A 26,777-nucleotide genomic window follows, 5' to 3' on the forward strand; every position below is an offset into this window, starting at 1 on the left:
ATTCCTTTAAGAATTCACAGATTTCGAGTGAGCGGGTGGAAAATTCTCACAATAGGTCAGCATATATGACTTTTCATCCGTTTGCGCATCGCATAAAGAAATCCAACCAAGCCAATTCATGGAGTCTGACCCGTGGCCAAGCAACCGATGCTGAAATTTGTGCAGATCGACCGCGTCATGCCGGAAAAGCGTGCCGCCAATGACCGCAGAGAAGACTTTAACGAAATTTATGCCGAGTTCGCCGCCGAGAAAGCAGCAGAACAGGCCAGCCGTTGCAGTCAATGCGGTGTGCCCTACTGTCAATCGCACTGCCCGCTGCATAACAACATTCCCGACTGGTTGCGGCTGACTGCAACGGGACGGCTGGAAGAGGCTTACGAAACCAGCCAGGCGACAAACACCTTCCCCGAGATTTGTGGCCGCATCTGCCCGCAGGACCGTTTGTGTGAAGGAAATTGCGTGATCGAACAATCCGGCCACGGAACGGTCACCATCGGCACGATCGAAAAGTACATTACCGACACGGCGTGGGACAAAGGCTGGGTCAAGCCAGTGGTCCCTGCGACAGAGCGCCGTGAAAGCGTCGGCATTATCGGTGGCGGGCCGGGTGGTCTTGCCGCGGCGGACATGCTGCGTCGGGCCGGTGTTCAGGTCACGGTCTATGACCGCTACGACCGTGCGGGTGGTCTGCTGATGTATGGCATTCCGGGCTTCAAGCTGGAAAAAGAAGTCGTCCAGCGGCGTAACGACCTGTTGGCGGACGGCGGTGTCGAGTTCGTATTGAACTGCGACGTGGACGCCGCAAAATTCGCTGAAATTCACGCAAAGCATGACGCCATCATCATCGCAACGGGCGTTTACAAGTCGAGGGATCTGTCCATGCCGGGCAGTGGTCTTGCCGGGATCGAGAAGGCAATCGATTTCCTGACGGCATCAAACCGTAAAAGCTTTGGTGACACTGTTGAGGATTTCGACAACGGACGGCTGAATGCCGAGGGCAAGAAGGTTGTCGTGATCGGTGGTGGTGACACCGCGATGGATTGTGTGCGTACGTCGATCCGTCAGGGCGCGACATCGGTCAAATGCCTGTACCGTCGTGACCGGGCAAACATGCCGGGTTCGCAGCGCGAGACACAGAACGCCGAGGAAGAAGGCGTGGTATTCGAATGGCTCAGTGCACCGAAGGGATTCACGGGCGACGACAAGGTTTCCGGCGTGATGGTGCAGAAGATGCGTCTGGGTCAGCCCGATGCATCTGGTCGCCAGGCCCCCGAAGTGATCGAAGGCGCGGATTATATCGAGGACGCCGATCTGGTGATCAAGGCATTGGGTTTTGAGCCTGAAGACCTGCCCACATTGTTCGGGCAGCCCGACTTGCCCGTCACCCGATGGGGAACGGTCAGGGCAGCATTCCAGACCGGGGAAACCGAAATGGATGGTGTGTACGCGATCGGGGACATCGTGCGCGGTGCCTCACTGGTCGTATGGGCGATCCGCGACGGGCGCGACTGCGCTAACGCGATCATCGACCGGTTCAACGCCAAAACTGCCGTGGCGGCGGAATAACCCCAGTTTTCAGGAGGGTTCGAAATGTCGGAACTTCAAGGCCAATGCATGTGTGGTGCGGTCATAGTCACCGCCACCCCTGTGCGGGATGCTCTGGGGGCGTGTCACTGTGATCAATGCCGTCGGTGGACCAGTTCGATGCTGGTGACCTTTCAGGCGAAAGAAGGCTATGCCGCGCTGGGCCCGGTCAAGACATTTACTTCGTCCGACTGGGCAGAGCGTGCTTTTTGCGGCGATTGCGGATCCTCGCTCTGGTATCGGATCACGCTGCCGGGTGAGATGCACGGACAGACACAAATGGCGGCTGGCCTGTTTGAAAATGCAGCAGGTAACCCGCTGAAACTTGAACTTTATATCGACAAAAAGCCCGAGGGATACGCGTTCGCAGGTGAACGTCGGCAAATGACCAAAGCCGAGGTCGAAGCCATGTATTCCCCCTCTGACGAAGGAGACAGCCAATGACCAAATATGATGCCGATTGGGTGCGGGCAGAAGAAGCAAAACGCAAGTGGATGGCCGAAAATGGTCTCTATTCCGAGGCAGAAGAGCATTCTTCGTGCGGTGTGGGCCTTGTTGTGTCCGTGGATGGCAAACGGTCGCGCAAGGTGGTGGATGCCGGGATCGATGCCCTGAAAGCGATCTGGCATCGCGGGGCCGTTGACGCGGATGGCAAGACCGGCGATGGCGCGGGCATCCATGTGCAGATTCCGGTTCCCTTCTTCTATGATCAGGTCCGCCGCACGGGTCACGAACCCAAGCTGAATGAGCTGATTGCTGTTGGTCAGGTTTTCCTGCCCCGCACCGATTTCGGCGCGCAGGAGCGGTGCCGGACCATCGTCGAAAGCGAAGTTCTGCGTATGGGTTACTACATCTATGGCTGGCGACACGTGCCGGTCGATGTGACTTGCCTTGGGGAAAAGGCCAACGCAACCCGCCCCGAGATTGAGCAGATCCTGATCTCGAACTCCAAGGGTGTGGACGAAGAAACTTTCGAGCGCGAGCTCTATGTCATCCGTCGCCGCATCGAAAAAGCGGCTTTGGTGTCGGGTATCTCGGGCCTTTATCTTGCGTCGCTGTCCTGCCGTTCGATCATCTACAAGGGTATGATGCTGGCCGAACAGGTCGCTGTATTCTATCCCGATCTCATGGACGAACGCTTTGAATCGGCATTCGCGATTTACCACCAGCGTTATTCGACCAACACGTTTCCGCAATGGTGGCTGGCGCAGCCATTCCGCATGCTGGCCCACAACGGCGAGATCAACACCCTCAAGGGCAACGTCAACTGGATGAAAAGCCATGAGATCCGGATGGCCAGCGGAACCTTTGGTGACTATGCTGAAGATATCAAGCCAATCATCGCAGGTGGTTCGTCAGATTCTGCCGCATTAGACTCGGTTTTCGAGGTTCTGGTGCGCGCGGGGCGGTCGGCCCCGATGGCAAAAACCATGCTGGTTCCGGAAAGCTGGTCCAAGCAGGCGGTCGAGCTGCCGCAAGCGTGGCGCGACATGTATTCCTACTGCAACTCGGTGATGGAGCCATGGGATGGCCCGGCCGCGCTGGCGATGACCGATGGACGCTGGGTCTGCGCCGGTCTGGACCGGAACGGGCTGCGCCCCATGCGGTACGTTGTGACTGGCGATGGCCTTGTCATCGCAGGATCCGAGGCCGGAATGGTGCCGATCAACGAAGCTACCGTGACCGAAAAAGGCGCGTTGGGGCCGGGTCAGATGCTGGCGGTCGACATGAAAAAGGGCAAGCTGTACCGCGATACCCAGATCAAGAACAAGCTGGCCCGCGCGCTGCCATTTGGCGAATGGGTTGGCAAGATAAACGATCTGGACGAAACGCTTGCGGGTGTGAGCGAAGTTCCGATCTTTGCGGGTGGCGAGTTGCGCAAGCGCCAGATTGCTGCGGGATACTCGGTGGAAGAGCTGGAACAAATCCTTGCTCCGATGGCGGAAGACGGCAAGGAAGCCCTGGCATCCATGGGGGATGATACGCCCTCGGCTGTTCTGTCAAAGCAATACCGCCCACTCAGCCATTTTTTCCGTCAGAACTTCAGCCAGGTGACCAACCCGCCGATCGACAGCCTGCGTGAATACCGCGTGATGTCGCTGAAAACCCGGTTTGCCAACCTCAAGAACGTGCTGGACGAAGACAGCAGCCAGACCGAGATCGTGGTTCTGGAAAGCCCCTTTGTCGGCAACGCGCAATGGGACAAGCTGGTTGAGAACTTTGATGCGCCGCTGGCGGAAATCGACTGTAGCTTCGAGGCTGGTCAAGGCGCATTGAGCGCGGCTTTGGCCCGTATCAGAGCCGAATCCGAAGAAGCTGTGCGATCTGGTGCCGGGCATATCGTCTTGTCTGATATGCGGTCGGGCGAGGATCGGATTGCGATACCAATGATCCTCGCGACCAGCGCTGTGCATTCCCATTTGACGCGTCAGGGTTTGCGGACCTTCTGTTCGTTGAACGTCCGTTCGGCTGAATGTGTAGACCCGCATTACTTTGCCGTTCTGATCGGCTGTGGCGCGACTGTGGTGAACGCGTATCTGGCCGAAGATTCTTTGGCCGATCGCATCGACCGCGGTTTGCTGGACGGAAGCCTGACAGAAAACGTAGCGCGCTATCGCGAGGCGATCGATCAGGGCTTGCTGAAAATCATGGCCAAGATGGGTATCTCGGTCATTTCATCCTATCGCGGTGGTCTGAACTTTGAGGCCGTTGGCCTCAGCCGTGCCATGGTGGCCGAGTATTTCCCCGGAATGACCAGCCGTATCTCGGGCATAGGTATCAAAGGTATTCAGGCCAAGGCCGAGGAAATTCATGCCAAGGGCTGGAGCAGCGGTCTGGATGTGCTGCCCATCGGTGGTTTCTACAAGGCGCGTAAATCGGGCGAGACCCACGCGTGGGAAGCGACCTCGATGCACATGATGCAGATGGCCTGCAACAAGGCCTCGTATGAGTTGTGGAAGCAGTATTCGGCCAAGATGCAGTCGAACCCGCCAATTCATCTGCGCGATCTGATGGATTTCAAACCGCTGGGCAAGCCGGTGCCGATCGAAGAGGTGGAATCGATCACCTCGATCCGCAAACGCTTTGTCACGCCAGGTATGTCGCTGGGCGCATTGTCGCCAGAAGCTCATAAAACACTGAACGTGGCGATGAACCGGATCGGTGCGAAATCCGACAGTGGCGAAGGTGGCGAAGACCCGGCGCATTTCGTGCCTGAACCCAATGGTGACAACCCTTCGGCCAAGATCAAACAGGTGGCTTCGGGCCGGTTTGGCGTGACCGCTGAATACCTCAACCAGTGTGAGGAGCTTGAGATCAAGGTCGCTCAGGGTGCAAAACCCGGTGAGGGTGGCCAGTTGCCGGGCATGAAGGTTACTGACCTTATCGCACGCCTGCGCCATTCGACCAAGGGCGTGACGTTGATCTCGCCGCCGCCACACCACGATATCTATTCGATCGAGGATCTGGCGCAGCTGATCTACGACCTGAAGCAGATCAACCCGCGCTGCAAGGTGACGGTCAAGCTGGTTGCGTCCTCGGGCGTCGGCACGATTGCTGCCGGTGTAGCCAAGGCGAAAGCGGATATTATCCTTATTTCGGGTCACAATGGCGGTACAGGCGCGTCGCCTGCGACCTCGATCAAATACGCTGGTCTGCCGTGGGAGATGGGCCTGACCGAGGCGCATCAGGTTCTGGCGATGAACAACCTGCGCGACCGCGTCACCCTGCGGACCGACGGTGGCCTGCGCACGGGGCGCGACATTGTCATGGCCGCGATGATGGGGGCCGAGGAATACGGCATCGGTACCGCTGCGCTGATCGCAATGGGATGTATCATGGTGCGTCAGTGTCAGTCGAACACCTGTCCGGTGGGCGTGTGTACGCAGGATGAATCCCTGCGCGCCAAGTTCACTGGTAATGCGGACAAGGTGGTAAACCTGATCACCTTTTATGCGCAGGAAGTGCGCGAGCTGCTGGCCAGCCTCGGCGCGCGTTCAATCGATGAGATCATCGGCCGAGCCGACCTGTTGGCTCAGGTCAGCCGGGGATCGGCTCATCTGGACGATCTGGACCTCAACCCGCTGCTGATCACTGTCGATGGGGCACATAACATCGTCTACAACCGCGACAAAGAGCGCAACGCGGTGCCAGATACGCTGGACGCCGAAATCGTTCGTGATGCGGCCCGGTTCCTGAAGGATGGTGAAAAGATGCAGCTGTCTTATGCCGTGCAGAACACACACCGGACCGTTGGAACCCGAGTGTCCAGCCATATTGTGCGGAATTTCGGGATGCGGAACACCTTTCAGGATGACCATCTGCATGTGAAACTGCAAGGCTCGGCCGGGCAATCGCTGGGAGCTTTTGCGGCCCCTGGTCTGAAGCTGGAAGTTTCGGGCGATGCCAATGACTATGTCGGTAAGGGCCTGTCCGGCGGCATGATCGTCGTACGCCCACCACAGGTCAGCCCGCTGAAAGCAGATGACAACACGATCATTGGCAATACGGTGCTCTATGGCGCCACCGACGGGTATCTGTTCGCGGCCGGTCGCGCCGGTGAACGGTTCGCGGTCCGGAACTCTGGTGCCAAGGTTGTTGTCGAGGGGTGCGGTTCCAACGGGTGTGAATACATGACCGGTGGTGTCGCCGTTATCCTTGGAACGATCGGAGCCAACTTTGGCGCGGGCATGACAGGCGGCATGGCCTATCTGTATGATCCCGAAGGCAAGGCTGAGGCGCTGATGAACAGGGAAACGCTGGTCACTTGCCCGGTCACCGTGGATCACTGGGAAGAGCAGTTGAAATCGCTCATCATGCGCCATGCTGCTGAATCGCAAAGCCGCAAGGCCACTGACATTCTTCAGCACTGGGAAGAGGAAAAAGGCAACTTCCTGCAGGTTTGCCCGAAGGAGATGCTGAACAAGCTCAGCCACCCGCTGAGTGTTGAAGCCAAAGCAGTTCCGGCGGAATAAGCCGAAACCTATTGTCTCTAAAAGCCCCGCGTGTCATTTGCACCACGCGGGGTTCGTATGTTAACGACGTTTCAGTGCAGGTCTTGCCCGTTTATCCGAAAATCGCCAATCTTTCTTCACACTCAGGCGACAATCATGGGCCGATCTAGGCGCCAGATGATAAGCAAACAGGGGCAACCGGATGCCAACACCGTATCAGGATCAGTTTTATACTTTCGATCCAGCAAACCCGCCACCTGCGGGAACGGCAGTCACTGTTAGCAGCTTCACTTTGATCGATGCTGATGATGACAACGAAATCGATGCGCCAAGTGGTGACACCGTCAACGGTCAGGACGTCACGAATTCCTGGCCAGGGGACACTGTTACCATCAACGTGGCGGGCGTCGGGAACGTAACCTATACCGGCACCACGTTCTATCTGGCAGACGGATCTCGGGTTTTCACACCGACAGACGGCCAGGTCCTGCAGCCGGGAACATTTGTTTCAGCCACCTTCGTCAACACACAGGGGCCGCTGAATGTCGGCAATCTGGGTCCGCCCTGTTTCACGCCGGGCACCATGATAGCGACCTCGGAAGGCGAACGTGCGGTAGAAGATCTTGAAGTCGGCGATCTGGTCACGACCGTGGATCATGGCCCCCAGCCTTTGATCTGGGTTGGGCGTACAGTGGTGGCGGCCGAAGGAAAGCTGGCCCCGATCCGGTTTGAGGCCGGAGTGTTCGACCTGGATCGTCCGCTGCTTGTTTCGCCTCAGCATCGGATGCTGGTTGAAGACTGGCGGGCCTCGTACTTGTCTGGGCACGCTGAAGCGCTGATTCCGGCACATGCTCTGGTCAATGGAAAAACGGTGACCCGGGTGGAAGGCGGCGAGGTGGAGTATTTCCACCTTTTGTTCAAGCAGCACGAGATCGTCATCGCCAATGGCGCCAAAAGCGAAAGCTATTATCCGGGGCACGCGTTGTCGGCCTCGGACCGCGAAACACAGAGCGAGGTTCTGCACTTGTTCCCTGAACTGGCAGGTCATGATCCGATGTCGGTAGAAACCGCACGACCGGTTGTTCACCCGCGCGAAGCGCGCGCCTTCGCGATTTAGGCCGTTTCAAACCCGGACCGCGCGTCGTATAGCTGAGGCATGGCGAAGAAAGCAGCCCGCAAATCAAGCGGTAAGAAAAACAAGGCATCCAGCAGAAAAACACCTACGGTGCGTCACATTCGCCGTTGGCTGACTCGTGCGGTTGCGGCAATTGCCGGAGCTTTGCTTGCGATAATCCTGTTGTATTCGGTTGTGAACCCACCCGTAACCCATACGATCTGGTCGGAATGGCGCCGTTTGGGAAAGGTTGAGCGCGAATGGGTGCCGATCGAGGACATGGCTCCGATCATGGCGCGTTCGGTCGTGGCAGCAGAGGATGCAAATTTCTGCCTGCACTGGGGATTTGACGTAGAGGCCATTCGCGATGCGCTTGAGGATGGCGGAAATCGCGGCGCTTCGACCATTACACAGCAAGTAGTAAAGAACGTATTCCTTTGGCAAGGGCGCAGTTGGATACGCAAGGCGTTGGAAACTTCGATCACACCTGTGGTCGAGATTTTCTGGAGCAAGCAGCGAATTCTCGAGGTCTATCTGAATGTTGCTGAAACCGGGAATGGCGTTTTGGGGGTCGAGGCTGCCGCGCAACGGTATTTCAACACCAGTGCTTCAAAACTGACCCCAGTTCAGGCGGCGCGGATTGCCGCCATTCTGCCGTCACCGCGCAACAGATCGGTCACTGACCCGACGGCGCAAACGCGCAGGCGGGCGGCATCTATTCTGGATGGGGCGGCCACCATCCGCGCAGATGGTCGCGCAGATTGTTTCGAGGATTGAAACCCGTCGCCTGCCAAGGCTAAATCTGTCGGGTACTCACTGGTTCGATTGGAAGCCCATGGCGCGTCTGTTTCATGTTCCCCTCTCTCCATATTGCCGCAAGGTTCGGCTGTCTCTGGCGGAAAAGAAGATCGAGGTTGAGCTTGTCGAAGAGCGATACTGGGAACAGGACCCCGACTTTTTGCGCCGTAACCCCGCGGGTAAAGTACCAGTATTGCGTCTGGACGGACAAATGATGTCGGAAAGCGCAGCGATCTGCGAATACATCGAAGAAACCCGTCCCGAACCGCCATTGATGCCAAAAAGCCCCGAAGCCCGATACGAAGTGCGGCGCCTTGTTGGTTGGTTTGACGACAAATTCCACCATGAGGTGACGTCGAAGCTGCTGTACGAACGGGTAAACAAAAAAGTGACGGGTCAGGGCTATCCGGACAGCAAGAACGTCAAACAGGGTGCCAAGGCCATCAAGTACCACCTGGATTATATGGCATGGCTGCTGGATCACCGCCGGTGGTTGGCAGGTGACCAGATGACATTGGCTGATTTCGCAGCAGCGGCGCATCTGTCTTCGCTGGACTATATCTCGGACGTGGATTGGAACCGCAGTCAGGTGGTCAAGGATTGGTATGCGAAAATCAAATCACGCCCTGCGTTTCGCTCTATTCTGGCGGATCAGGTGCCGGGATTCCGGCCGCCGCCCCATTACGCTGATCTGGATTTCTGATAGGGTGCGCCAGGGGGGCTGTCTGCCCCCCATCGCGCAGATGCGCGATTCCCCCCGAGGATATTTTTGGCCAGATGAAGAGCGGATCTGATTTGAAGGAAAAGCTGGTACAGCAGGCCCTTGAAGAAGGGTTTGTTGCGTGCCGTGTCTGCCGCCCGTGGGATGTTCCAGAAGTTCCCGAGCGTCTGGCCGCGTACCTGGGTGCCGGGTATCATGGGCAGATGGGATGGATGGCCGAACGAACGCATTGGCGCGGTGATCCTGCAGCCCTTTGGCCCGAGGCGCGATCAGTGATCACGCTGGCCGAGAGTTACACGCCGGAACATGACCCGACAGACGTCTTGAAGCAACGCGGCCACGGGGCGATTTCTGTCTATGCGCAGAACAAAGACTATCATGATCTGGTCAAAAAGCGACTGAAGCGTCTGGCGCGGTGGCTGATTGCCGAGGCGGGCGGCGAGGTTAAGGTGTTTGTTGACACTGCACCCGTGCCAGAGAAAGCCTTGGGGCAGGCCGCCGGGTTGGGCTGGCAGGGGAAACACACAAATCTTGTCAGTCGGGAATGGGGTAATTGGGCCTTTATAGGGTCTGTTTTTTCAACATTGGATATACCCGCTGATTCTGCTGAGATTGATCGCTGCGGGTCTTGTCGGGCCTGTTTGGACAGCTGCCCCACGGACGCCTTTCCAGGCCCGTATCAATTGGATGCACGGCGGTGCATCTCCTATCTGACCATCGAACATAAAGGCCCTGTAGAGCCTGAACTTCGCGGAAAGCTGGGCAATCGAATCTACGGCTGTGATGATTGCCTGGCAGCTTGCCCGTGGAACAAGTTTGCGGTTGCCGCAAGTGACATACGCTATGCCGCGCGTGAAGATCTGGCAGCGCCTGCGTTGGAAGAGCTGGTGGCGCTTGATGATACCTCGTTCCGAGCGAAGTTCTCTGGCTCACCCATCAAACGGATTGGGCGCGACCGGTTTGTGCGCAACGTGCTTTATGCCATTGGAAACTCGGGGCAGTCGAAACTGAGGGCTGCGGCCCAGAGTTTGACAGATGACCCGGATGAAACCGTGGCAGACGCAGCGCGCTGGGCGGTGGAACAACTTTCATAATTGCCGCAAACAGGCTGGACGTGTCGGCCCCAATCGCTACACCAATCTGCAGCGAACAGTAAGGAGAACCCGATGGCGCTGGCTTTGGGGGTGGATACGGGTGGAACCTATACCGATGCGGTACTGATCCGGGATGAAAAAGAGGTCATAGCCTCGGCCAAGTCCCTGACCACACGCGCGGATCTGGCAATTGGTGTGGGGAAGGCGATTTCTGCCGTTCTGGAGCAGGCGAAAGTTGCGCCGGATCAGATTTCAATGGCCTCTTTGTCCACTACATTGGCGACAAATGCCTTAGTCGAAGGGCAGGGCGGGCGCGTTGCGTTGATCTATATCGGATTCAAAGACAGCGACCTTGAAAAGCACGGTTTGAAGGACGCGTTAAAAGGGGACCCGTCTCTGGTTATGTCTGGTGGGCATTCCCATTCTGGCAGCGAAGCTGCGCCATTGGACGTTGCCGCGCTGGAGCAGTTTTTAGACTCTCATAAAGGGATTTCTGGCTTTGCCATAGCCGCTCAGTTTGCCACCCGTAATCCCGCGCATGAACTGGAAGCCGCACGGATCGTTACGGAAAGAACCGGGGCTCCGGTAACATGTTCGCATCACTTGTCGGCAAAGCTGAATGGGCCGAAACGCGCCGTGACGGCCGTGTTGAATGCGCGGCTGATCGGGATGATCGACCGTTTGATCGGGCGGGCGCAGGACCAGCTGCGCGAGTTGGGGATAATGGCCCCGATGATGGTCGTGCGCGGTGATGGGGCGTTGATGAGTGCTGAACAGGCGCGTGAACGCCCCATTGAAACGATCCTGAGCGGACCAGCCGCGTCAATTGTAGGCGCGCGCTGGTTGACCGGCGCAGAGAATGCGTTGGTGTCTGATATTGGCGGTACGACAACTGACGTGGCGTTGATCCGAGACGGTAAGCCCGCGATAGACTCGGCCGGGGCACAGGTGGGCGGGTTCCGCACCATGGTCGAAGCGGTGGCGATGCGCACCCATGGCCTTGGAGGTGACAGTCAGGTGCATGTCGTGACCGAGGGATTGCAGGGCGGTGTTTTTCTGGGGCCGCGCCGCGTTCTTCCGGTGTCCCTGATCGCCTCGGAAGCGCCCGAGATCGTCCATGCTGTTCTGGACGAGCAATTGCGGGCCACGACGGTGGGTGAGCACGATACGCGCTTTGCCCGTCGCGTGCCGGGAAAACGTGACGACGGTATAGATGTGCGAGAAGAAGCCCTGTTGGAGCGGTTGGGAGATCAGGTTCTGTCGATCGGTTCCTTGCTTCGGTCCCGAATGGAGAGCGGCGCATTGACCCGGTTGGTGGACCGCGGGATCATTCAGATCTCGGGCGTGACGCCGTCGGATGCCAGCCATGTACTGGGGCGGGTGGATGCCTGGGATGCGGACGCCGCCCGTAAGGCACTTGAACTGGTCGCGCGCAAACGGGTTGGGTCCGGAGATATGTTGGCAAATTCCGCCGAAGCGCTGGCGCAGATGATCGTGGACCAGTTGACAGAACAGACCAGTTTGACCTTGTTAGAGGCTGCTTTTGATGAGGAGCCAGACAGTTTCGGGCTTTCGCCACAGGAGCTGGCGCGGCATATCCTGACACAGCGCGGATTGGCGCAGCATCGCGGTTTGTTGTCGCTGACCGCAGCCCTGAACGTTGATGTTGTGGGACTTGGGGCATCTGCCCCCAGCTATTACCCGGCGGTTGGTGAACGGCTTCACTGCCGGATGATACTGCCGGAACATGCGGGCGTAGCCAATGCGATTGGCGCTGTCGTCGGGCGGTTGACCTTACGGCGAACGGGCACGGTGACAAGTCCTGCCGAAGGGCGGTATCGTGTACATCTCGAGGGCGGGCCCAAGGATTTTTCCGCATCAGAAGATGCGCTGGCTTTGCTGGAAAATGTTCTGAGGTCGGAAGCTGAAGGCGCAGTGCGCGAAGCCGGTGCAGAAGATATCCGGGTGATCGTGGATCGCGACATCAAAACCGCGCGGGTCGAGGCCAATGATGTGTTTGTCGAAGCAATGATCACGGTCGAGGCTAGCGGGCGACCGCGGGTTGCGGCGGGCTAGCCCCTCTGACTCGTTCAGAGGGGCCGGGCAGGTGGTGCTTTATTCTGCGGCGCTGGCACGTTTGGGAAGAACCCAGTCCTGGCGCGGGAAGTGGCAGGTATATCCGTTCGGGATACGCTCAAGATAATCCTGATGCTCGGGTTCGGCCTCCCAGAAATCGCCGACGGGTTCGACTTCGGTTACGACTTTTCCCGGCCACAAGCCGCTGGCATTCACGTTTGCGATTGTATCCAGGGCGGTTGCTCTTTGGGCTTCATCGACGTGGTAAATCGCGGAACGATAGCTCATGCCTCGGTCGTTGCCTTGTCGATTCACCGTGGTCGGGTCGTGAATCTGGAAAAAGAATTCCAGCAGGTCGCGGAAACTGATCTGCGATGGGTCAAACCAGATCTCGATCCCTTCGGCGTGGGTGCCGTGGCTGCGATAGGTGGCGTTGGGCACATCGCCTCCGGTATAGCCCACCCGAGTTCGCAAGACGCCAGGCAGCTTGCGGATCAGGTCCTGCATACCCCAAAAGCAGCCTCCGGCCAGTACAGCACGTTGTTCAGTCATTGGATTTCCTCCACGTGGATCAGGAATTCGGCGTAACCTTCAGCCTCCATCTCATCCCGATGGATGAACCTGAGCGAGGCCGAGTTGATGCAATATCGCAGGCCGCCATGTTCTCGCGGGCCGTCGGGGAAGACATGCCCCAGATGGCTGTCGCCGTGTTTCGAGCGAACCTCGGTCCGGATCATACCATGTGTCGTGTCGCGAAACTCTTCCACATGCTCATGGATGATCGGCTTGGTAAAGCTGGGCCAGCCACATCCGGATTCGTATTTGTGGGTCGAAGCAAACAGCGGTTCGCCTGACACGATGTCCACGTAGATACCCGGTTCCTTGTTCCCCAAATACTTGCCTGTCCCCGGCCGTTCGGTGCCGTTGCGTTGGGTGACGTGAAATTCTTCGGGCGAAAGCGCCGCAATAACCGTGGGGTCTTTGGTGTAGCGTGTCATGGATCCTCCGGCTGATTTGACGATTGTGCCATTATCTGGGGGCTGCCGTACAGAAAGCAAAGCGATATTTCAAAGCGCTCTCACAGTCGTGCGGTCGGTCAGACGCATACACTGAGGTCCTTGTGTTAGGCCGAAGTCGTTTTGCCGGCAGGTTGGCGTGAAAGCTGTACAGCAAGAATACCCAGTGTCGTGACTGTAACGCCAATTGCGTCCATCGCGCCCAGTTTTTCGCCCAACAATATGGCCGCAATCGTGACACCGAATACCGGGTTCAAAAAGTGGAACGTGGCTGCGCGGATCGCGCCGATGCGATCCAGAAGAAGGAACCAGATCAGAGTGGCCAGCAGCCCAGGAAACAGGGTTGTGTAAGTGAACGCCAATGCCAGTGGCAGCGTCGAGTGGATGTAAATGGTCTCAAAGATCGGAGCAGCCACGAACAACATGGCTGAACCTACAAGCATCTGTAGACCGACGACCATCATGAAATTACCGCCCGAAGTCGCACCGCGGACCGCGAGGGTGGCAAAGGTCAGCGCCAAAGCTCCGATGCCGCACAACGCGATGCCGAACATGTCGACACCAGAACTGATCCGGCTGCTCATGATCAGGGCGACGCCGGTGAATCCGGCAAACAATCCCAAAACCCCGAGAGGGCGCAGTTTCTCGCCAAAAATCAGCCACCCTGCCAGCGCCACCAACAAGGGCATTGTGGACGCGATAATCGCCGCAACCGAAGCCTCGACCGTTTGCATAGCGTAGAAATTCAGACCCAAATACAGGGCATTTTGGCAGATACCGAACAGAATTGTCGCCCGCCATTGGTTCCGGGTCAGGTGCCAGCTTTGCCCCATCGCCCGGGCAATCAGAACCCCCAGACCCCCTGAGATCAAAAACCGCAGAGCCAGCGAAAACAAGGGAGAGGCGTCTGCCACGATGATCCGCGCCGAGGTAAAGGCAGACGACCAGATCAGGGCAAAAGTAAGCCCCATGGCTATGGCGCGCAGATCCATGGAGACCCCCTGTCACTTTGCGCGGACTGTCCCCGATTTTCCGATGGGTCGCAAGCGCTCCGCGTCAAAAAAGACACATCCGTGATGCAACGAAAGTCACAAGGATGTTTTTATTGATTGACTGAACAATTAAAGTTATCGGCTCCGGGATCTGACATATCAAGGGAGGGTTGTCGGTGCTTCTGGAGTACATTCTATCTTTTGGCGTTCTGCTGGCGTTGGGCCTAGTCGCGTTCTTCGTAGTGAAGTGGTGGAACCTGCGCTGCGTTGGCGTTACACCTGTCCACCTTTTCACGTTCATCGCGATCCTGTTTACGTCCGGTCTGGATGTTGGCCTGATCATGTTCCCGCTGACAGAATTTGGTGGCTATGCCGAAGATCCGGCCTATGCCTTTGCCAATCCACTGGCGATCGAGTTCGGTTTCTGGGGATTTCTGATCTGGGCGTTTTACTTCCTGACAGCCTTCTATTTCTGCGTGATCGAACCCCGCGTGAACTTCTTTGAGATTCCGCTGGTCAAGCTGATCAACAACGTCGTCATCATCGGCACCTGCGCCTTTACCGCCAGCCTGTTCCTGATCTACCTGCCTGGCTACCTGCCAGAGGTCGGAGATGGAGAATCTGTCGTTACCACCTTCTACGTCATCGTGTTTGTGGTCATTCTGGCGGCGGCATACTCGTCGACCGATTTGAAATATGTGCGCATCCTGTCGGTCGGTTCGACCTTTCTGTTCCTTGCACTGATTCTGGGTATGTGGGCGGCCGCTGGCATGGGAATGACCGGGTTTATCGAGACCGGCAGTAACATTGGTGCCTATTTCGCCAATGTGCACAAATTTGTCCTGCCGCTGACCGATTATCATGCCTTCTACTTGTTCTGGTGGTTTGCGTGGTCAATCATGATTGGCCAGTTTACTTCGCGCTTTGTGGGCGGTTTGAAAACCTGGCAGCTGCTGGCGGCGTTGTTGATCTTCCCGTCGATCCCGCTGGGGATTTGGTTCACCGTTCTCTACTACTATCACCTGAACGGCTTCAGCACCGCAGGCATCACCAATATCGCGATGGTAATCGTGGGCGTGACCTTTGTGATCAACTCGCTGGACTCGCTGATTAGGCTCTATACGGACAACCTGAACATGACCGCTGAGCGGTTCGGCAAGGCGACCTATGTCGCTGGCAACGTCGCGCTGCTGTTTGTGCTGACGCTGCTGTTCCAGAGTCAGTGGTTGCAAATCCAGTGGATCGGAGCCGTCGTAGTCGCTCTCTACCTGGCTTGCGTGGTCTATATCCTGGTCACCAAGCGCAAAGAGGTGATGAGTATCGACGCCATGCCGGAAGATCGCGATCTGGACTTCCACAAGGTTGAGACGATTCACTGATTGTTTCGAACCTACCAAACCAAAAGCGGGCCTCGACATTGGGGCCCGCAGCCGTTTTTGGACAATGCCCGATCCGGCCCTCATTCCTTGTCGTTCACTTCAGTTCGTGTCGAGACGATATTTGAGGAAACTGTGGCCAGCGTAGTCTACTTGCCCAACAAAATAAGCGCCGAGTTTGGTCATTGCGCGCAGTTTCGTGCGTGAAGGCGGCAGCAAGAATGTCACGAACGGAATACGATTGTCCTGCTTTGCGAATGTGATGGCCCGACGTGCTATTTTGGCACCCAGTCCAAATGCACCGGGCTTCAAGACCAACCCGAAATCCCACTCTTCACCTTCTTTTTGAAAACCACCCCATCCCACATATTGCCCGCGGTGCAGAATTGCCCAATGACCTAGGCCGTCCCGCGCCCAACACGACTCTTTCGCGTGAATGAAACCGGCGACTGTTTCCTCATCCCAATCCTGCGTCAGGAGAGGCATGTGTTCGGCAAGAATTGGATTTCTCATATGCGCCAGTATCTCAGGTGCTGAGATGAGGGGCAGTCGCGTGAAGGTTATATCCTGTTCCATAGAACTGGGATTTAGCGGGCCAAGCAGGAAATCAAAGGGTTGTCCGTAAAAAACGTTCCAAGAACATCCAGTGTTGGATTGTAGCCTTTAGTTACAGCCTGATGCCTTATCACATAATTGCGCGGGCCGTAGGATGTAAAGTTTAGACACAAAAAAAGGGGCCGCGTAACCGCCACCCCTTTACATGGTTCCAAGCGCTTGAGATCAGCCGTTCACGCTGTCTTTCAGTGCTTTCGCGATGGTCATTTTCACAACCTTGTCGGCTTCTTTGGTGAAGGTTTCACCGGTTGCCGGGTTGCGGACCTGACGCTCGGGGCGTTCGCGGCAGTAGATTTTGCCGACGCCAGGCAGGGTTACTGCACCACCTGCGGAAACTTCGCGTGTGATCAGGCCGGTGATGGCCTCAAGCGCAGAGTTCGCGGATTTCTTATCGGTTCCCATTTCCTCAGCGAGAGCAGCAACCAGCTGAGTCTTTGTCATAGGTTTTGCCATTTCTTGGTCTCCTTAACGTGCCCGATCTATAGGGCCTCACCGCGTAACTGTAACGGGATATTGTGGCCAAACACAACGAATAGTAGCGCAGAAATCCCTAAAAATATGGGGAAAACGTTGCTTTTTTGCGTCAGAGGAAGGCAGTTTCGTCGAAGGAACGCAATTTCCGGCTGTGCAGACGCTCCAACGGCATGCCGCGCAGGTGCTCCATAGCGCGTATCCCGATCATCAAATGACGCCCGACCTGAGTGGTATAAAAGGAAGACGCCATGCCCGGTAGTTTCAGTTCGCCGTGCAGGGGCTTGTCCGACACGCACAGCAAAGTGCCGTAAGGAACGCGAAAGCGATAGCCGTTCGCGGCGATTGTGGCGCTTTCCATATCCAACGCGATGGCCCGCGACTGGCTGAGGCGCTGAACCGGTCCGGATTGATCGCGCAGTTCCCAGTTGCGATTGTCGACCGATGCAACTGTTCCCGTCCGCATGATCCGCTTCAGTTCATACCCTTCCAGCTCTGTCACCTCGGCCACGGCGCGTTCCAGCGCGACCTGAACCTCGGCCAGGGGCGGGATGGGCACCCAGACCGGCAGGTCATCATCCAGAACCTTGTCATCCCGTAGATATGCATGGGCCAGAACGAAATCACCCAATGCCTGCGTGTTGCGCAACCCGGCGCAATGGCCAACCATCAGCCACGCGTGCGGGCGCAGAACCGCGATATGGTCGGTCGCTGTTTTCGCATTCGACGGGCCGACACCGATGTTCACCAAAGTAAGACCCGAACCATCTTCACGCTTCAGATGATAGGTTGGCATTTGCGGCAGTTTCAGCGGTTGCTCGATTTCTGCGTCCGGCTGCGTGATCTCGACATTCCCGGTCGAGATAAAACTGGTATACCCGCTGCTGGGATCAGCCAACTGTTCGCGGGCGTAGTTTTCGAATTCCGAAACATAGAACTGATAGTTCGTGAACAGAACGTGATTCTGAAAATGCCGGGCATCCGTCGCTGTGTAATGTGCCAGCCGCGCAAGTGAATAATCGACCCGCTGGGCAGTAAACAACGACAAAGGTCCGACGGCGTCTTCATTTTCATGCACACCGTTGACGATGTCGTCATTCGTGGTGGTCAGATCCGGCACGTCAAACACGTCACGCAGGGTGAAAGCAGCCGCACCCTGATGCGGCACAACCAGATCCGACGTATTTGCCACGGCAAAGTGCACCGGAATCGGTGTATCCGACGCTGCAATCGTCACCGGTTGGTCGTGATTCTTGATCAAAAGGGCAATCTGCTGGGTCAGGTAGGATCGGAACAAATCCGGGCGCGTCACGGTTGTAGCGTGAACGCCGGGCTCTGACACATGCCCAAAACTCAGGCGGCTGTCGACTTGTGCATAGGTCGATGTCTTTATGCGAATCTCTGGGTAATAGGCTCTGTATCTGGCAGTTGGCGCACCATCTTGCAGTACCTTCGAGAAGCTGTCGCACAGAAATTCCGTTGCTTGAGTGTAAAGCTCCTCCAGTCGTGCTACTGCGGCTGCGGGATCGGTGAACTGTTCTGGCGAAAGGGCTTCAGGTGTCAGGAGTGTCGTCATGCCAAGGGTTCCAGAAGATCAATTTTTTCGAATGTGCGCACGTCAACCAGCCCGAGATCAGAGATCCTGAGTTCCGGTATGACGACCAACGCCAGTAGCGAATGTTGCATATACGCGTTGTTCAGATTGCAGCCACATTCCTGCATAGCCTGAACCATCCTGTCCGCCTTGGCCGCAACTTCAGCGGCCGGGCTGTCGGACATCAGACCGGCAATGGGAAGTTCGACCATCGCCAGTTCCTGGCTGTCCCGGAAGATCGTGATGCCGCCACCCACTTCGGCCAGTCGATTCGCGGCCAGCGCCATCTGTTCACGGTCCGTGCCGACGACGATCATGTGGTGACTGTCATGCGCCACGGTCGAGGCCATGGCCATTTTTCCCTGATATCCAAACCCCGAGACAAAGGCGTTGGTGACGCCCCCTGTCGCCCGGTGTCGTTCGACCAGTGATATCTGGCATACGTCACCCTCACCTTCAACAAGCCCGCCGATTATCGGCAATTCGGCTTTCAGGGCTTTAGTGGGGGCCTGGTTTTCTACCACGCCAATGACGTTGGCCCTTACCTTGTTTGCACCCTTCGGCGCTGCGATCTCAAAATCGGACGCGGCCAGTTCCTGCTTCAGATGAACGGTGCGACGTGCCTTGTCGGGCCAGTTCAGGTGGGGGCAATCAACCTTGATCACCCCGTTTTCCGCAACAACCTTCCCGCGCGCTATGACCAGTTCGACCGGCAATTCGGTCAGGTCAGAGCTGAGGATGATGTCCGCCCGTCGTCCCGGCGTGACCGATCCGATCTCGCGTTCTAGACCGAAATGCGTGGCGGTGTTGATCGTCGCCATCTGCACGGCCACAAGCGGGTCACAACCGCAGGCAATCGCGTGGCGCACGACGCGGTTCATATGCCCATCATTGACCAGCGTGGCAGAGTGGCAGTCATCCGTGCACAGGATGAAATTGCGCGCATCCAGACCTTTGTTGGTGACCGCGGTAATCTGGCTTTCAATGTCATACCAGGCCGAACCCAACCGCATCATCGACCGCATTCCCTGACGGACCCGTGCGATGGCATCCGCTTCGCAGGTGCCTTCGTGGTCATCGGCAGGTCCACCAGCCACATAAGCCGCGAAATCAGGCCCTAAATCAGGGGATGCGTAATGTCCGCCGACGACCTTGCCTGCCCGCTGCGTGGCCGCAATCTCGGCCAGCATTTTGGGATCTCCGTGAATCACGCCGGGGAAGTTCATCATTTCCCCCAAGCCGATGATCCCGGGCCAATTCATTGCCTCGGCCACGTCTTCGGGGGTGATTTCATAGCCTGTCGTCTCTAACCCCGGTGCAGAGGGCGCGCAGGACGGCATCTGAGTGAAGATGTTGACCGGCTGCATCATTGCTTCGTCATGCATCATGCGCACACCGTCCAGCCCCAACACATTGGCGATCTCGTGCGGGTCGGTGAACATACTGGTTGTGCCATGGGGGATAACTGCGCGGGCAAACTCGGCAGGGGTCAGCATCCCCGATTCGATGTGCATATGCGCGTCGCATAAGCCGGGCAGGATAAAGCGGCCTTGCGCGTCGATAACCTGTGTCTCTGGTCCGGTACAATGCGAGGCGTCGGGACCGACAAATGCAATACGGCCTGCAGCGATTGCAACTGAATGGTTCGGCAGCAGTTCGCGGCTGTGCACATTTACCCAAGTCCCACCCTTTATTACCGTATCTGCTGCCTCACGTCCGGCAGCAACTGCGATCAATCGGGGGGCGACATCGGGCCAAGTTGGGAAGGGTGTGTTTTCCATGGCTCAACTTTCACGAATGCGCGCGCGGGTGCAACCCCGGTTCTTTACTACTGCCGACGGATCACAATTCTGCAAATCTGCCCGACCCGGTCGTCGAAAGCTGACATAGGCGCTGACAGCGCGCAGGAACCCGCCCGGGTTTACGTTTCGGACCCGAATTCTCGTCGTATCCAGTTCGCAAAGGTAACCGCTCCGGGCGTGTCCTCGGCCTGAGGGGAGAGCAGCAGATAATACGCCTCGGGCATCGGGGCGCGATGCTCAAATGGTGCGACTAGTCGTCCCTGATCGATCAAATGACCTGCGATGGTGTCATGGGCCAGGCACAGGCCACCTCCGGCCATCGCAGCTGACAAACAAACCAGATAGGTTGTCGCGTAGGTAATAGGCGGATTCTGCCAATTCAGAGCCTGATCTTCAGCCCACGTCGCCCAGTTGGTCAACAGGTTGGAACAGTCGAACAGAGGTTTTTCCTGAAGGTCTTGCAGGCACACCTGATATCCCGGCGCGCAGACGGGATAGTAATATTCAGAGCGCAGCATCTCTGTCCGGGTTGTATCTGAGGGTCGAAGGGAATACCGGATCTCGACTGCTGCGCCTTCAGCCATCTCGCGCGGTTCCCACAACTCGGTGAAGATGTTCAGCTGAACATCCGGGTGTTCAGCCTGAAATAATGGCAGACGCGGGGCCAGCCAGTTCACGGCGAAACTGATGTTGCACTGCACCTGGACCGCATTCTGTTGCGCGCCAGTTACCGCCTGAGTGCCCCGTATCAGTGTCCGAAACGCCTCGCGCACCACCGGCAAATAGGTGATTCCGGCCTCTGTCAGCTCAAGCGCCTTCGGGCGTCGCAGGAACAGTGGCTGACCCAGATGGCCTTCCAGTGATTTGATCTGCTGACTGACCGCACTTTGCGTCATGTTCAGATCCCGCGCCGCACCGGTGAATGACAGATGGCGGGCTGCGGCTTCGAATGTGCGCAGCCAGCCAAGCGGGGGAAGCCTGTTTTGCATCGACATAACTCCGGCATAAGTTTAGCTAATGGGATAGTTGCGTTTTTTTCGTTGGTCAAATTGCCGGACCAAATGCAGGCTTTGGTCATTCGCAGATACCAAAGGACGCGTCACATGAGTCTCACCAACCTTCGTCCCAATATCGATCATTGGTCAGAACGTGTGGACATGGCCGCAACCTTTCGCTGGACGGCCCGGCTGAACATGCACGAAGCCGTTGCCAACCACTTCAGTCTTGCTGTGAACGAAGACGGGACGCAGTTCCTGATGAACCCCAATCAGGCGCATTTCTCGCGTATTCGCGCGTCTGATCTGTTGCTGTTGAACGCCAACGATCCGGATGTGATGTCCCAGCCCGGCGCACCTGATCCCACTGCCTGGGGCCTGCACGGCTCGATCCATCGCCACTGCCCGCACGCACGTTGCGTCATGCATGTGCATTCGATTTTCGCAACTGTTCTGGCGTCACTGGCCGACAGTACACTTCCGCCAATCGACCAGAACACCGCGACCTTCTACAACCGCTACGTTGTTGACGAAGAATTTGGCGGATTGGCTTTTGAAAGCGAAGGCGAGCGGTGCGCCGGGATGTTGGCTGATCCGAAGAAGAAAGTCATGATCATGGGCAACCACGGGGTTCTGATCACTGGCAGCGACCCTGCAGATACCTTTAACAGGCTCTATTATTTCGAGCGCGCTGCCGAAACTTACATCCGGGCGCTGCAAACAGGCCTGCCCCTGCGGGTGCTGTCGGATGAGATTGCCGAGAAAACAGCACAGGAACTGGACGACTACCCCGATCAGGCCGAAGCGCATCTGCGAGAGATCAAGGCAATACTCGATGCAGAAGGCTCGGATTACGCAACCTGAATGCAAGACAGAGTGACCGACATGCGAGATTCCAAGCAGGACCCCGAAGCTGCCCGCTGGCATTACCACCCCGACGGGCCAGTGGGTCTCAACCCGCTGTTCAGTTGGCCACCACGTCCGGCGGCCGTGCTGAAATGGTACAGCGGAGCGTGGTTGCAAATCACCGCCCTGACCCTGTGCATGACCTTGGCCGTCATCGCCTATGCGTTCTTTTTCCCTGCGTTAGAGACGATGAAAAGCTTTGCGCCCGGATGGATGTTTCGGATCTGGTTGCTGAACATGGTGCCGCAAACTCTGGTAGCAGGAAGCCTGCACTGGTGGCTGTACATGCGCAAAGGGCAGGGGATGTACAAAAAGTTTGATCGCAGGGACCTGACACGGGACAACGGAACATTCACATTCCGCAATCAGGTCTGGGATAACATTTGGTGGACGCTGGGCAGCGCCATGACGGTGGCGACCATTTACCAGTGGGTCATCTTCTGGGCGATGGCAAATGGCTGGGTTCCGACGATTACCTGGGCCAGCTCGCAGGTGTGGTTCGTGGTTTGGATGTTGTTTATTCCCATGTGGTCCGGTCTGCATTTTTACTGGGTGCACCGGCTGGAACATCATCCCAGGCTTTATAAACATGTGCACGCGGTCCATCACCGTAATGTCAATACCGGGCCATGGTCAGGGATTTCGAATCACTGGTATGAAAACATGCTGTATTTCACGACGTATTTCATCCACCTGATCGTGCCTTCCCATCCGCTGCATGTGTTGTTTCACAGCTCGTTCCAGCAGGTCAGCCCGATACTGTCCCATTCTGGGTTCGAGAAGCTAAAGGCCGGTGAGACCGAAGCCGCGCGGGCGGGCGATTTTTTTCACCAGCTCCACCACAGGTATTTCGAGTGCAACTACGGTACATCCGAAATTCCGTTCGACAAGTGGTTTGGCACCTATCACGATGGCTCAGCCGAGGCGACGACACGCACGAGGGCCTACAAAAAGCAGATGTACACCTGAAGTGGCTGGTTCTGTCCGGGGACTAAACCCGTTCGAACAATGCAATGAAGGCCGTGTCATCCTTATTGGGTCCTGCAGCAAGATCGCCATAGATGCGAACCTCGGGCAGGGTCAGGTTGCGGATCTGGTCCTGTTCCAGTTCGTGCAGCTTGCCCTTGAAGCCCATCTTTTCGAAATGGCGGGCGTTTATTGACAGGGCGAACGTAGCGCCTGACCGTGCGACGCGAAGCAGCGCAGGCAACACTTCGGGACCCAGATGACCGTGTGTGAACGTGCCAGATGACACGATGCCGGAATAGCTGTCTGGCGGAACCGGGATGCCATGGGTCAGGTCAGCCTCGATCGCGTCCCGGTAGATATCCTTGCGCATAGCCTGTTCCAGCATCTCTGAACTGATATCCGTGGCATCAATCGGCCCAACACCAAGCCCAGACAACACCGCGCCGCACAGGCCCGTTCCCGCACCGACATCCAGAACCGGCCCCTGACCGCCCGCGCCCACAAACGCCCGCGCGGTATGGATATGAAGCTGATAATCCTCACGCGCGGCAAAGCTGTCGTCATAGTCCCCGGCCCATTCCGCATAAAGGCGTTTGTTTTCGTCCGGAGAGCTCAGCGCGTAGGCAGAATGCAGGTCTGGTTTCTCTTTGCTCATGTCCACAGAAAGGCGCATCAGAAGATTCGATTCAAGTGCGTCCATGCGGCGCTTGCATCCCGATGCGCTGAAGCCCATCAACGGTGCATGACCAAGACACTCTTCTCATTTGGCCACGGCTATTCTGCGCAGGCCCTTTCCCGAATTCTTGCCCCGAAAGGCTGGCAGATTTTTGGCACCACACGAGATGGCGAAGGCACAGATGCGATACGTGCCTCTGGCGCGGACCCGCTGATCTGGCCCGGTGAGGTTCCAAATCTGGATCGGGTGACGCAGTTGCTGATCTCAACGGCACCGGGCGAGGCGGGCGATCCGGTACTGGCGGCGCTAGGCGACGAGATCCGAAAACGAGCAAGTCAGTTCACTTGGGTGGGTTATTTATCGACAACGGCTGTTTATGGCGATCACCAGGGCGCCTGGGTTGACGAAGACACCCCGCCAACACCGACCGCCAAGCGTGGAAAGTGGCGCATGCTGGCTGAAGAGCAATGGGCGGCTGTGCCGGGCCTGCCTGTTCACATCTTCCGTCTGGCAGGGATTTACGGCCCGGGCCGTGGGCCGTTCTCTAAGCTCACACGCGGTGGGCTGCGGCGTATCATCAAGCCGGGGCAAGTGTTTTCGCGTATCCACGTGGATGACATTGCGCAGGTTCTGCAAGCTTCGATGACAAGGCCGAATCCGGGCAGAGTTTACAATGTCTGCGACGATGAGCCTGTCCCGCCACAGGATGTCATCGGGTATGCCGCCGAGTTGCAGGGGCTTCCTCTGCCCCCGGCGGTTTCATTTGACGAGGCCGATCTGACACCGATGGCGCGCAGTTTTTATAACGAGAACAAACGCGTCCGAAACGACCGGATCAAGGATGAGTTGGGTGTCGAATTGATCTACCCGAACTACCGGGTGGGGTTGGAGGCGCTTATGAAGGACCGGTAGGTTCTTTACTGCGCGGCTGCCTTAATCATGTCCGAGGCTTTTTCCGCGATCATTATTGTTGGCGCGTTTGTGTTTCCCGACACCAGCGTTGGCATCACCGACGCATCAACTACACGCAGCCCCTCAATCCCCCGCACCCGAAGTTCGGGATCCACAACCGCCAGATCGTCGGTACCCATCTTGCAGGTGCCGACCGGGTGATAGATCGTATCGGCGCGGGCGCGGATATGCCCCTCCCAATCGGCGTCAGATTTGGCTGTATCGGTTCCGAACATCTCTTTATGCCGATATTTGGCCAAAGCTGGCGCTTGCAGGATGTCTCGCGTCATTCGCGCGCCTTTGATCATGGTGTCCAGATCGCGTGCATCTGCAAGAAATCCCGGGTCGATGACAGGCATTGCCATTGGGTCGGCGCTGCTCAGGCCAACGGTTCCCCGGCTTTCCGGGCGAAGCTTGCAGATATGACAGCTGTACCCGTAACCGTAATGCAGTTTGCGGGCGTGATCATCGACCATTGCGATGGTGAAATGCAGCTGGATATCCGGGCGCTCCAGCTCGGGTGAGGTTTTCAGAAACGCCGCCCCTTCGGCAAACGGTGTGGCCGCCATCGACACACCGGTCTTGCGCCACTGATGGATGTGCTTCAGCAGTCGCATTGCCGCTGTTGCGCCGATCCCAAAGTTGTTCGTGTCTTTGGTCCGGTAGGTCAGCGTAAAGTCGAGGTGGTCCTGCAGGTTCCGCCCTACACCCGGTAGTTCGTTGAGAACAGCGATCCCGTGCGGTTCAAGATCAGCGCTTGCTCCAATCCCAGAGATTTGCAGCAGCTGCGGTGTTTTTAATGCTCCCGCGCACAGCAGAACTTCGCGAGTGGCGGTAACGGTGGTGTCTGCCTCTTTGCCTTTGACCCTGAAAACAACGCCAGTTGCGCGCTTACCCTGAAAGACCAGCCCTTTCGCGTGGGCATGTGTAATGATCGTCAGGTTCGGACGGTTGGCAATCGGGAACAGGTAACCCGCAGCCGCCGAGCACCGCTCTCCGTTCTTTGTCGGGTCATGAAACTGCGTTACCTGATACAGCCCGACACCTTCGTTATCGCCTCGGTTGAAATCTTCAGTATGACGGTGTTGGAGTTGCCGCGCGGCTTCAATGAACGCGCGGGTGATCGGGCGAGGTTCCTTTTGCTGTGACACCTGTAACGGGCCCTTGTCACCATGCCAGCTGTCTGCGCCAAGCTCATTGTTCTCGGACCGTTTGAAATACGGCAATACGCTGTCCCAATCCCAACCGTCGCAGCCCTGATCGGCCCACCCATCGTAATCCTGCCGCTGACCCCGGACATAAAGCATCGCGTTGATCGCGCTCGAACCACCCAGTGCTTTGCCGCGGGGTTGATACCCCCGGCGTCCGTTCAGCCCGCGTTGCGGTATGGTTTCAAAAGCCCAGTTGTTGATTTTGGGTCGTCCCGGAAGGGCTGCCACGACAGCTGCCGGCACCCTGACAGTCAGGCCGTTTCCGTTCCCACCTGCTTCGAGCAGGCAAACGCGTGAAGCCGGGTTCTCGGTGAGGCGGTTTGCAAGAACGGATCCTGCCGAACCGCCGCCCACGATGATATAGTCGAACTCCATGCTGGCTTCCCTACTATCAGAACCATTATTGTGCCGGTCCGCTGTTCGCCATCCGAGCCAGGCTCACCTGAGACTGCGTCAATTGAGTAAAAAAACAATTGTGACCTGAAGTCAGTTTCCAAGTGTTCTTCGACATTCAGCGAAACGGTACGCCCGCGTCGATCGAGTGACTCAAGACGGATATCGATGTCGTCGTTTGCTGACGGGGTCGACGATTCCAGCCAAAGTGCAGATTTCACCCTCTTCTTCTGATGAGCCTGCACCTGAAATGGCCGATGGGAATCGCGAAATATCTGTTTAAACTATTGATTTACAACATTTAAATGAGAGAATAGTGAGAAATGTGAAGTTTTTTCAAAATGGGGGTTGCAGGTCGGAAGCCTAATCCGTAAATACCCCTTCACCGGCGCAACTGAGGTTGGCCTGACGGACTGGAAAGACGGTTGAGACGCGCCGGAGAGACGGTGGGCATCTGAGGTTGAGGTTTAG

General features: G+C 57.1%; 22 protein-coding genes. 12 read left to right on the plus strand and 10 right to left on the minus strand.

Annotation, left to right across the window (positions count from 1 at the left end):
* Positions 1–132: 132 nt before the first annotated feature.
* The 8 genes from AC2FPW_RS12435 to AC2FPW_RS12470 all read left to right on the plus strand — a co-directional run bounded on the left by AC2FPW_RS12435 (position 133) and on the right by AC2FPW_RS12470 (position 12,339).
* Positions 133–1,566, plus strand: coding sequence for an NAD(P)-dependent oxidoreductase (locus AC2FPW_RS12435; RefSeq protein ID WP_496813955.1), 1,434 nt, complete (start codon positions 133–135; stop codon positions 1,564–1,566).
* A gap of 24 nt (positions 1,567–1,590) precedes the next feature.
* The gene (locus tag AC2FPW_RS12440; protein WP_496813957.1) at positions 1,591–2,028 is read left to right on the plus strand and encodes a GFA family protein; all 438 of its coding nucleotides are present in this window, start codon (positions 1,591–1,593) and stop codon (positions 2,026–2,028) included.
* Entirely contained in the window at positions 2,025–6,557 is a 4,533-nt protein-coding gene (gene gltB / locus AC2FPW_RS12445; protein WP_496813958.1) for a glutamate synthase large subunit, read from the plus strand. The genes AC2FPW_RS12440 and gltB overlap by 4 nt, the downstream gene beginning before the upstream one ends.
* 181 nt (positions 6,558–6,738) lie before the next feature.
* Entirely contained in the window at positions 6,739–7,653 is a 915-nt protein-coding gene (locus AC2FPW_RS12450) for a Hint domain-containing protein (protein WP_496813959.1), read from the plus strand.
* A 39-nt stretch (positions 7,654–7,692) separates the two neighbouring features.
* The gene (mtgA, locus tag AC2FPW_RS12455) at positions 7,693–8,427 is read left to right on the plus strand and encodes a monofunctional biosynthetic peptidoglycan transglycosylase (protein WP_496813961.1); all 735 of its coding nucleotides are present in this window, start codon (positions 7,693–7,695) and stop codon (positions 8,425–8,427) included.
* A 58-nt stretch (positions 8,428–8,485) separates the two neighbouring features.
* Complete coding sequence (gene fzlA / locus AC2FPW_RS12460) at positions 8,486–9,151, plus strand: FtsZ-binding protein FzlA (RefSeq protein WP_267363152.1); 666 nt, start codon at positions 8,486–8,488, stop codon at positions 9,149–9,151.
* Positions 9,152–9,225: 74 nt separating this feature from the next.
* Positions 9,226–10,263 (plus strand): tRNA epoxyqueuosine(34) reductase QueG, encoded by a 1,038-nt coding sequence (gene queG / locus AC2FPW_RS12465; RefSeq protein ID WP_496813962.1) that lies wholly within the window; start codon positions 9,226–9,228, stop codon positions 10,261–10,263.
* Positions 10,264–10,335: 72 nt separating this feature from the next.
* Positions 10,336–12,339, plus strand: a complete 2,004-nt coding sequence (locus tag AC2FPW_RS12470; RefSeq protein ID WP_496813964.1) for a hydantoinase/oxoprolinase family protein — start codon at positions 10,336–10,338, stop codon at positions 12,337–12,339.
* Positions 12,340–12,378: 39 nt separating this feature from the next.
* On the opposite strand, the gene msrA is transcribed toward AC2FPW_RS12470, so the two are convergent.
* From msrA to AC2FPW_RS12485, 3 genes are all read right to left on the minus strand, one after another.
* Entirely contained in the window at positions 12,379–12,891 is a 513-nt protein-coding gene (gene msrA / locus AC2FPW_RS12475) for a peptide-methionine (S)-S-oxide reductase MsrA (RefSeq protein ID WP_496813965.1), read from the minus strand.
* The gene (gene msrB / locus AC2FPW_RS12480) at positions 12,888–13,337 is read right to left on the minus strand and encodes a peptide-methionine (R)-S-oxide reductase MsrB (RefSeq protein WP_267363147.1); all 450 of its coding nucleotides are present in this window, start codon (positions 13,335–13,337) and stop codon (positions 12,888–12,890) included. Before msrB ends, msrA begins: the two co-directional genes overlap by 4 nt.
* A 125-nt stretch (positions 13,338–13,462) precedes the next feature.
* A complete protein-coding gene (locus AC2FPW_RS12485; RefSeq protein WP_496813966.1) occupies positions 13,463–14,347 on the minus strand; it encodes a DMT family transporter in 885 nt (294 codons plus the stop codon).
* Positions 14,348–14,529: 182 nt separating this feature from the next.
* Here AC2FPW_RS12485 and AC2FPW_RS12490 point away from each other — a divergent pair, with 182 nt between their 5' ends.
* Positions 14,530–15,726, plus strand: a complete 1,197-nt coding sequence (locus AC2FPW_RS12490; RefSeq protein WP_480915028.1) for a BCCT family transporter — start codon at positions 14,530–14,532, stop codon at positions 15,724–15,726.
* A gap of 99 nt (positions 15,727–15,825) precedes the next feature.
* On the opposite strand, the gene AC2FPW_RS12495 is transcribed toward AC2FPW_RS12490, so the two are convergent.
* The 5 genes from AC2FPW_RS12495 to AC2FPW_RS12515 form a co-directional block, all read right to left on the minus strand.
* Entirely contained in the window at positions 15,826–16,299 is a 474-nt protein-coding gene (locus tag AC2FPW_RS12495; protein ID WP_496813967.1) for a GNAT family N-acetyltransferase, read from the minus strand.
* A 204-nt stretch (positions 16,300–16,503) separates the two neighbouring features.
* On the minus strand, positions 16,504–16,791 hold the full coding sequence (locus tag AC2FPW_RS12500) for an HU family DNA-binding protein (RefSeq protein WP_117871130.1): 288 nt from the start codon (positions 16,789–16,791) through the stop codon (positions 16,504–16,506).
* A gap of 130 nt (positions 16,792–16,921) precedes the next feature.
* Positions 16,922–18,385, minus strand: a complete 1,464-nt coding sequence (locus tag AC2FPW_RS12505; RefSeq protein ID WP_480547262.1) for an AMP nucleosidase — start codon at positions 18,383–18,385, stop codon at positions 16,922–16,924.
* On the minus strand, positions 18,382–20,184 hold the full coding sequence (gene ade / locus AC2FPW_RS12510; protein WP_496813968.1) for an adenine deaminase: 1,803 nt from the start codon (positions 20,182–20,184) through the stop codon (positions 18,382–18,384). The genes AC2FPW_RS12505 and ade overlap by 4 nt, the downstream gene beginning before the upstream one ends.
* Before the next feature lie 140 nt (positions 20,185–20,324).
* Positions 20,325–21,194 (minus strand): LysR family transcriptional regulator, encoded by an 870-nt coding sequence (locus tag AC2FPW_RS12515; protein ID WP_496813969.1) that lies wholly within the window; start codon positions 21,192–21,194, stop codon positions 20,325–20,327.
* Positions 21,195–21,308: 114 nt separating this feature from the next.
* Between AC2FPW_RS12515 and AC2FPW_RS12520 the strand changes: the two genes are divergently transcribed.
* Positions 21,309–22,064, plus strand: coding sequence for a class II aldolase and adducin N-terminal domain-containing protein (locus AC2FPW_RS12520; protein ID WP_480586741.1), 756 nt, complete (start codon positions 21,309–21,311; stop codon positions 22,062–22,064).
* Positions 22,065–22,085: 21 nt separating this feature from the next.
* On the plus strand, positions 22,086–23,075 hold the full coding sequence (locus tag AC2FPW_RS12525; RefSeq protein ID WP_496813971.1) for a sterol desaturase family protein: 990 nt from the start codon (positions 22,086–22,088) through the stop codon (positions 23,073–23,075).
* 22 nt (positions 23,076–23,097) lie between these two features.
* Here AC2FPW_RS12525 and AC2FPW_RS12530 read toward each other — a convergent pair whose 3' ends face one another.
* Positions 23,098–23,730, minus strand: coding sequence for a class I SAM-dependent DNA methyltransferase (locus AC2FPW_RS12530; protein WP_496813975.1), 633 nt, complete (start codon positions 23,728–23,730; stop codon positions 23,098–23,100).
* 87 nt (positions 23,731–23,817) lie between these two features.
* On the opposite strand from AC2FPW_RS12530, the gene AC2FPW_RS12535 reads away from it, so the two are divergent.
* Positions 23,818–24,663, plus strand: coding sequence for an SDR family oxidoreductase (locus AC2FPW_RS12535; protein WP_496813972.1), 846 nt, complete (start codon positions 23,818–23,820; stop codon positions 24,661–24,663).
* A 5-nt stretch (positions 24,664–24,668) separates the two neighbouring features.
* Here AC2FPW_RS12535 and AC2FPW_RS12540 read toward each other — a convergent pair whose 3' ends face one another.
* Positions 24,669–26,288, minus strand: a complete 1,620-nt coding sequence (locus AC2FPW_RS12540) for a GMC family oxidoreductase (RefSeq protein ID WP_496813973.1) — start codon at positions 26,286–26,288, stop codon at positions 24,669–24,671.
* Positions 26,289–26,777 lie beyond the last annotated feature (489 nt).

It is taken from the genome of Ruegeria sp. SATB027, assembly GCF_059613825.1.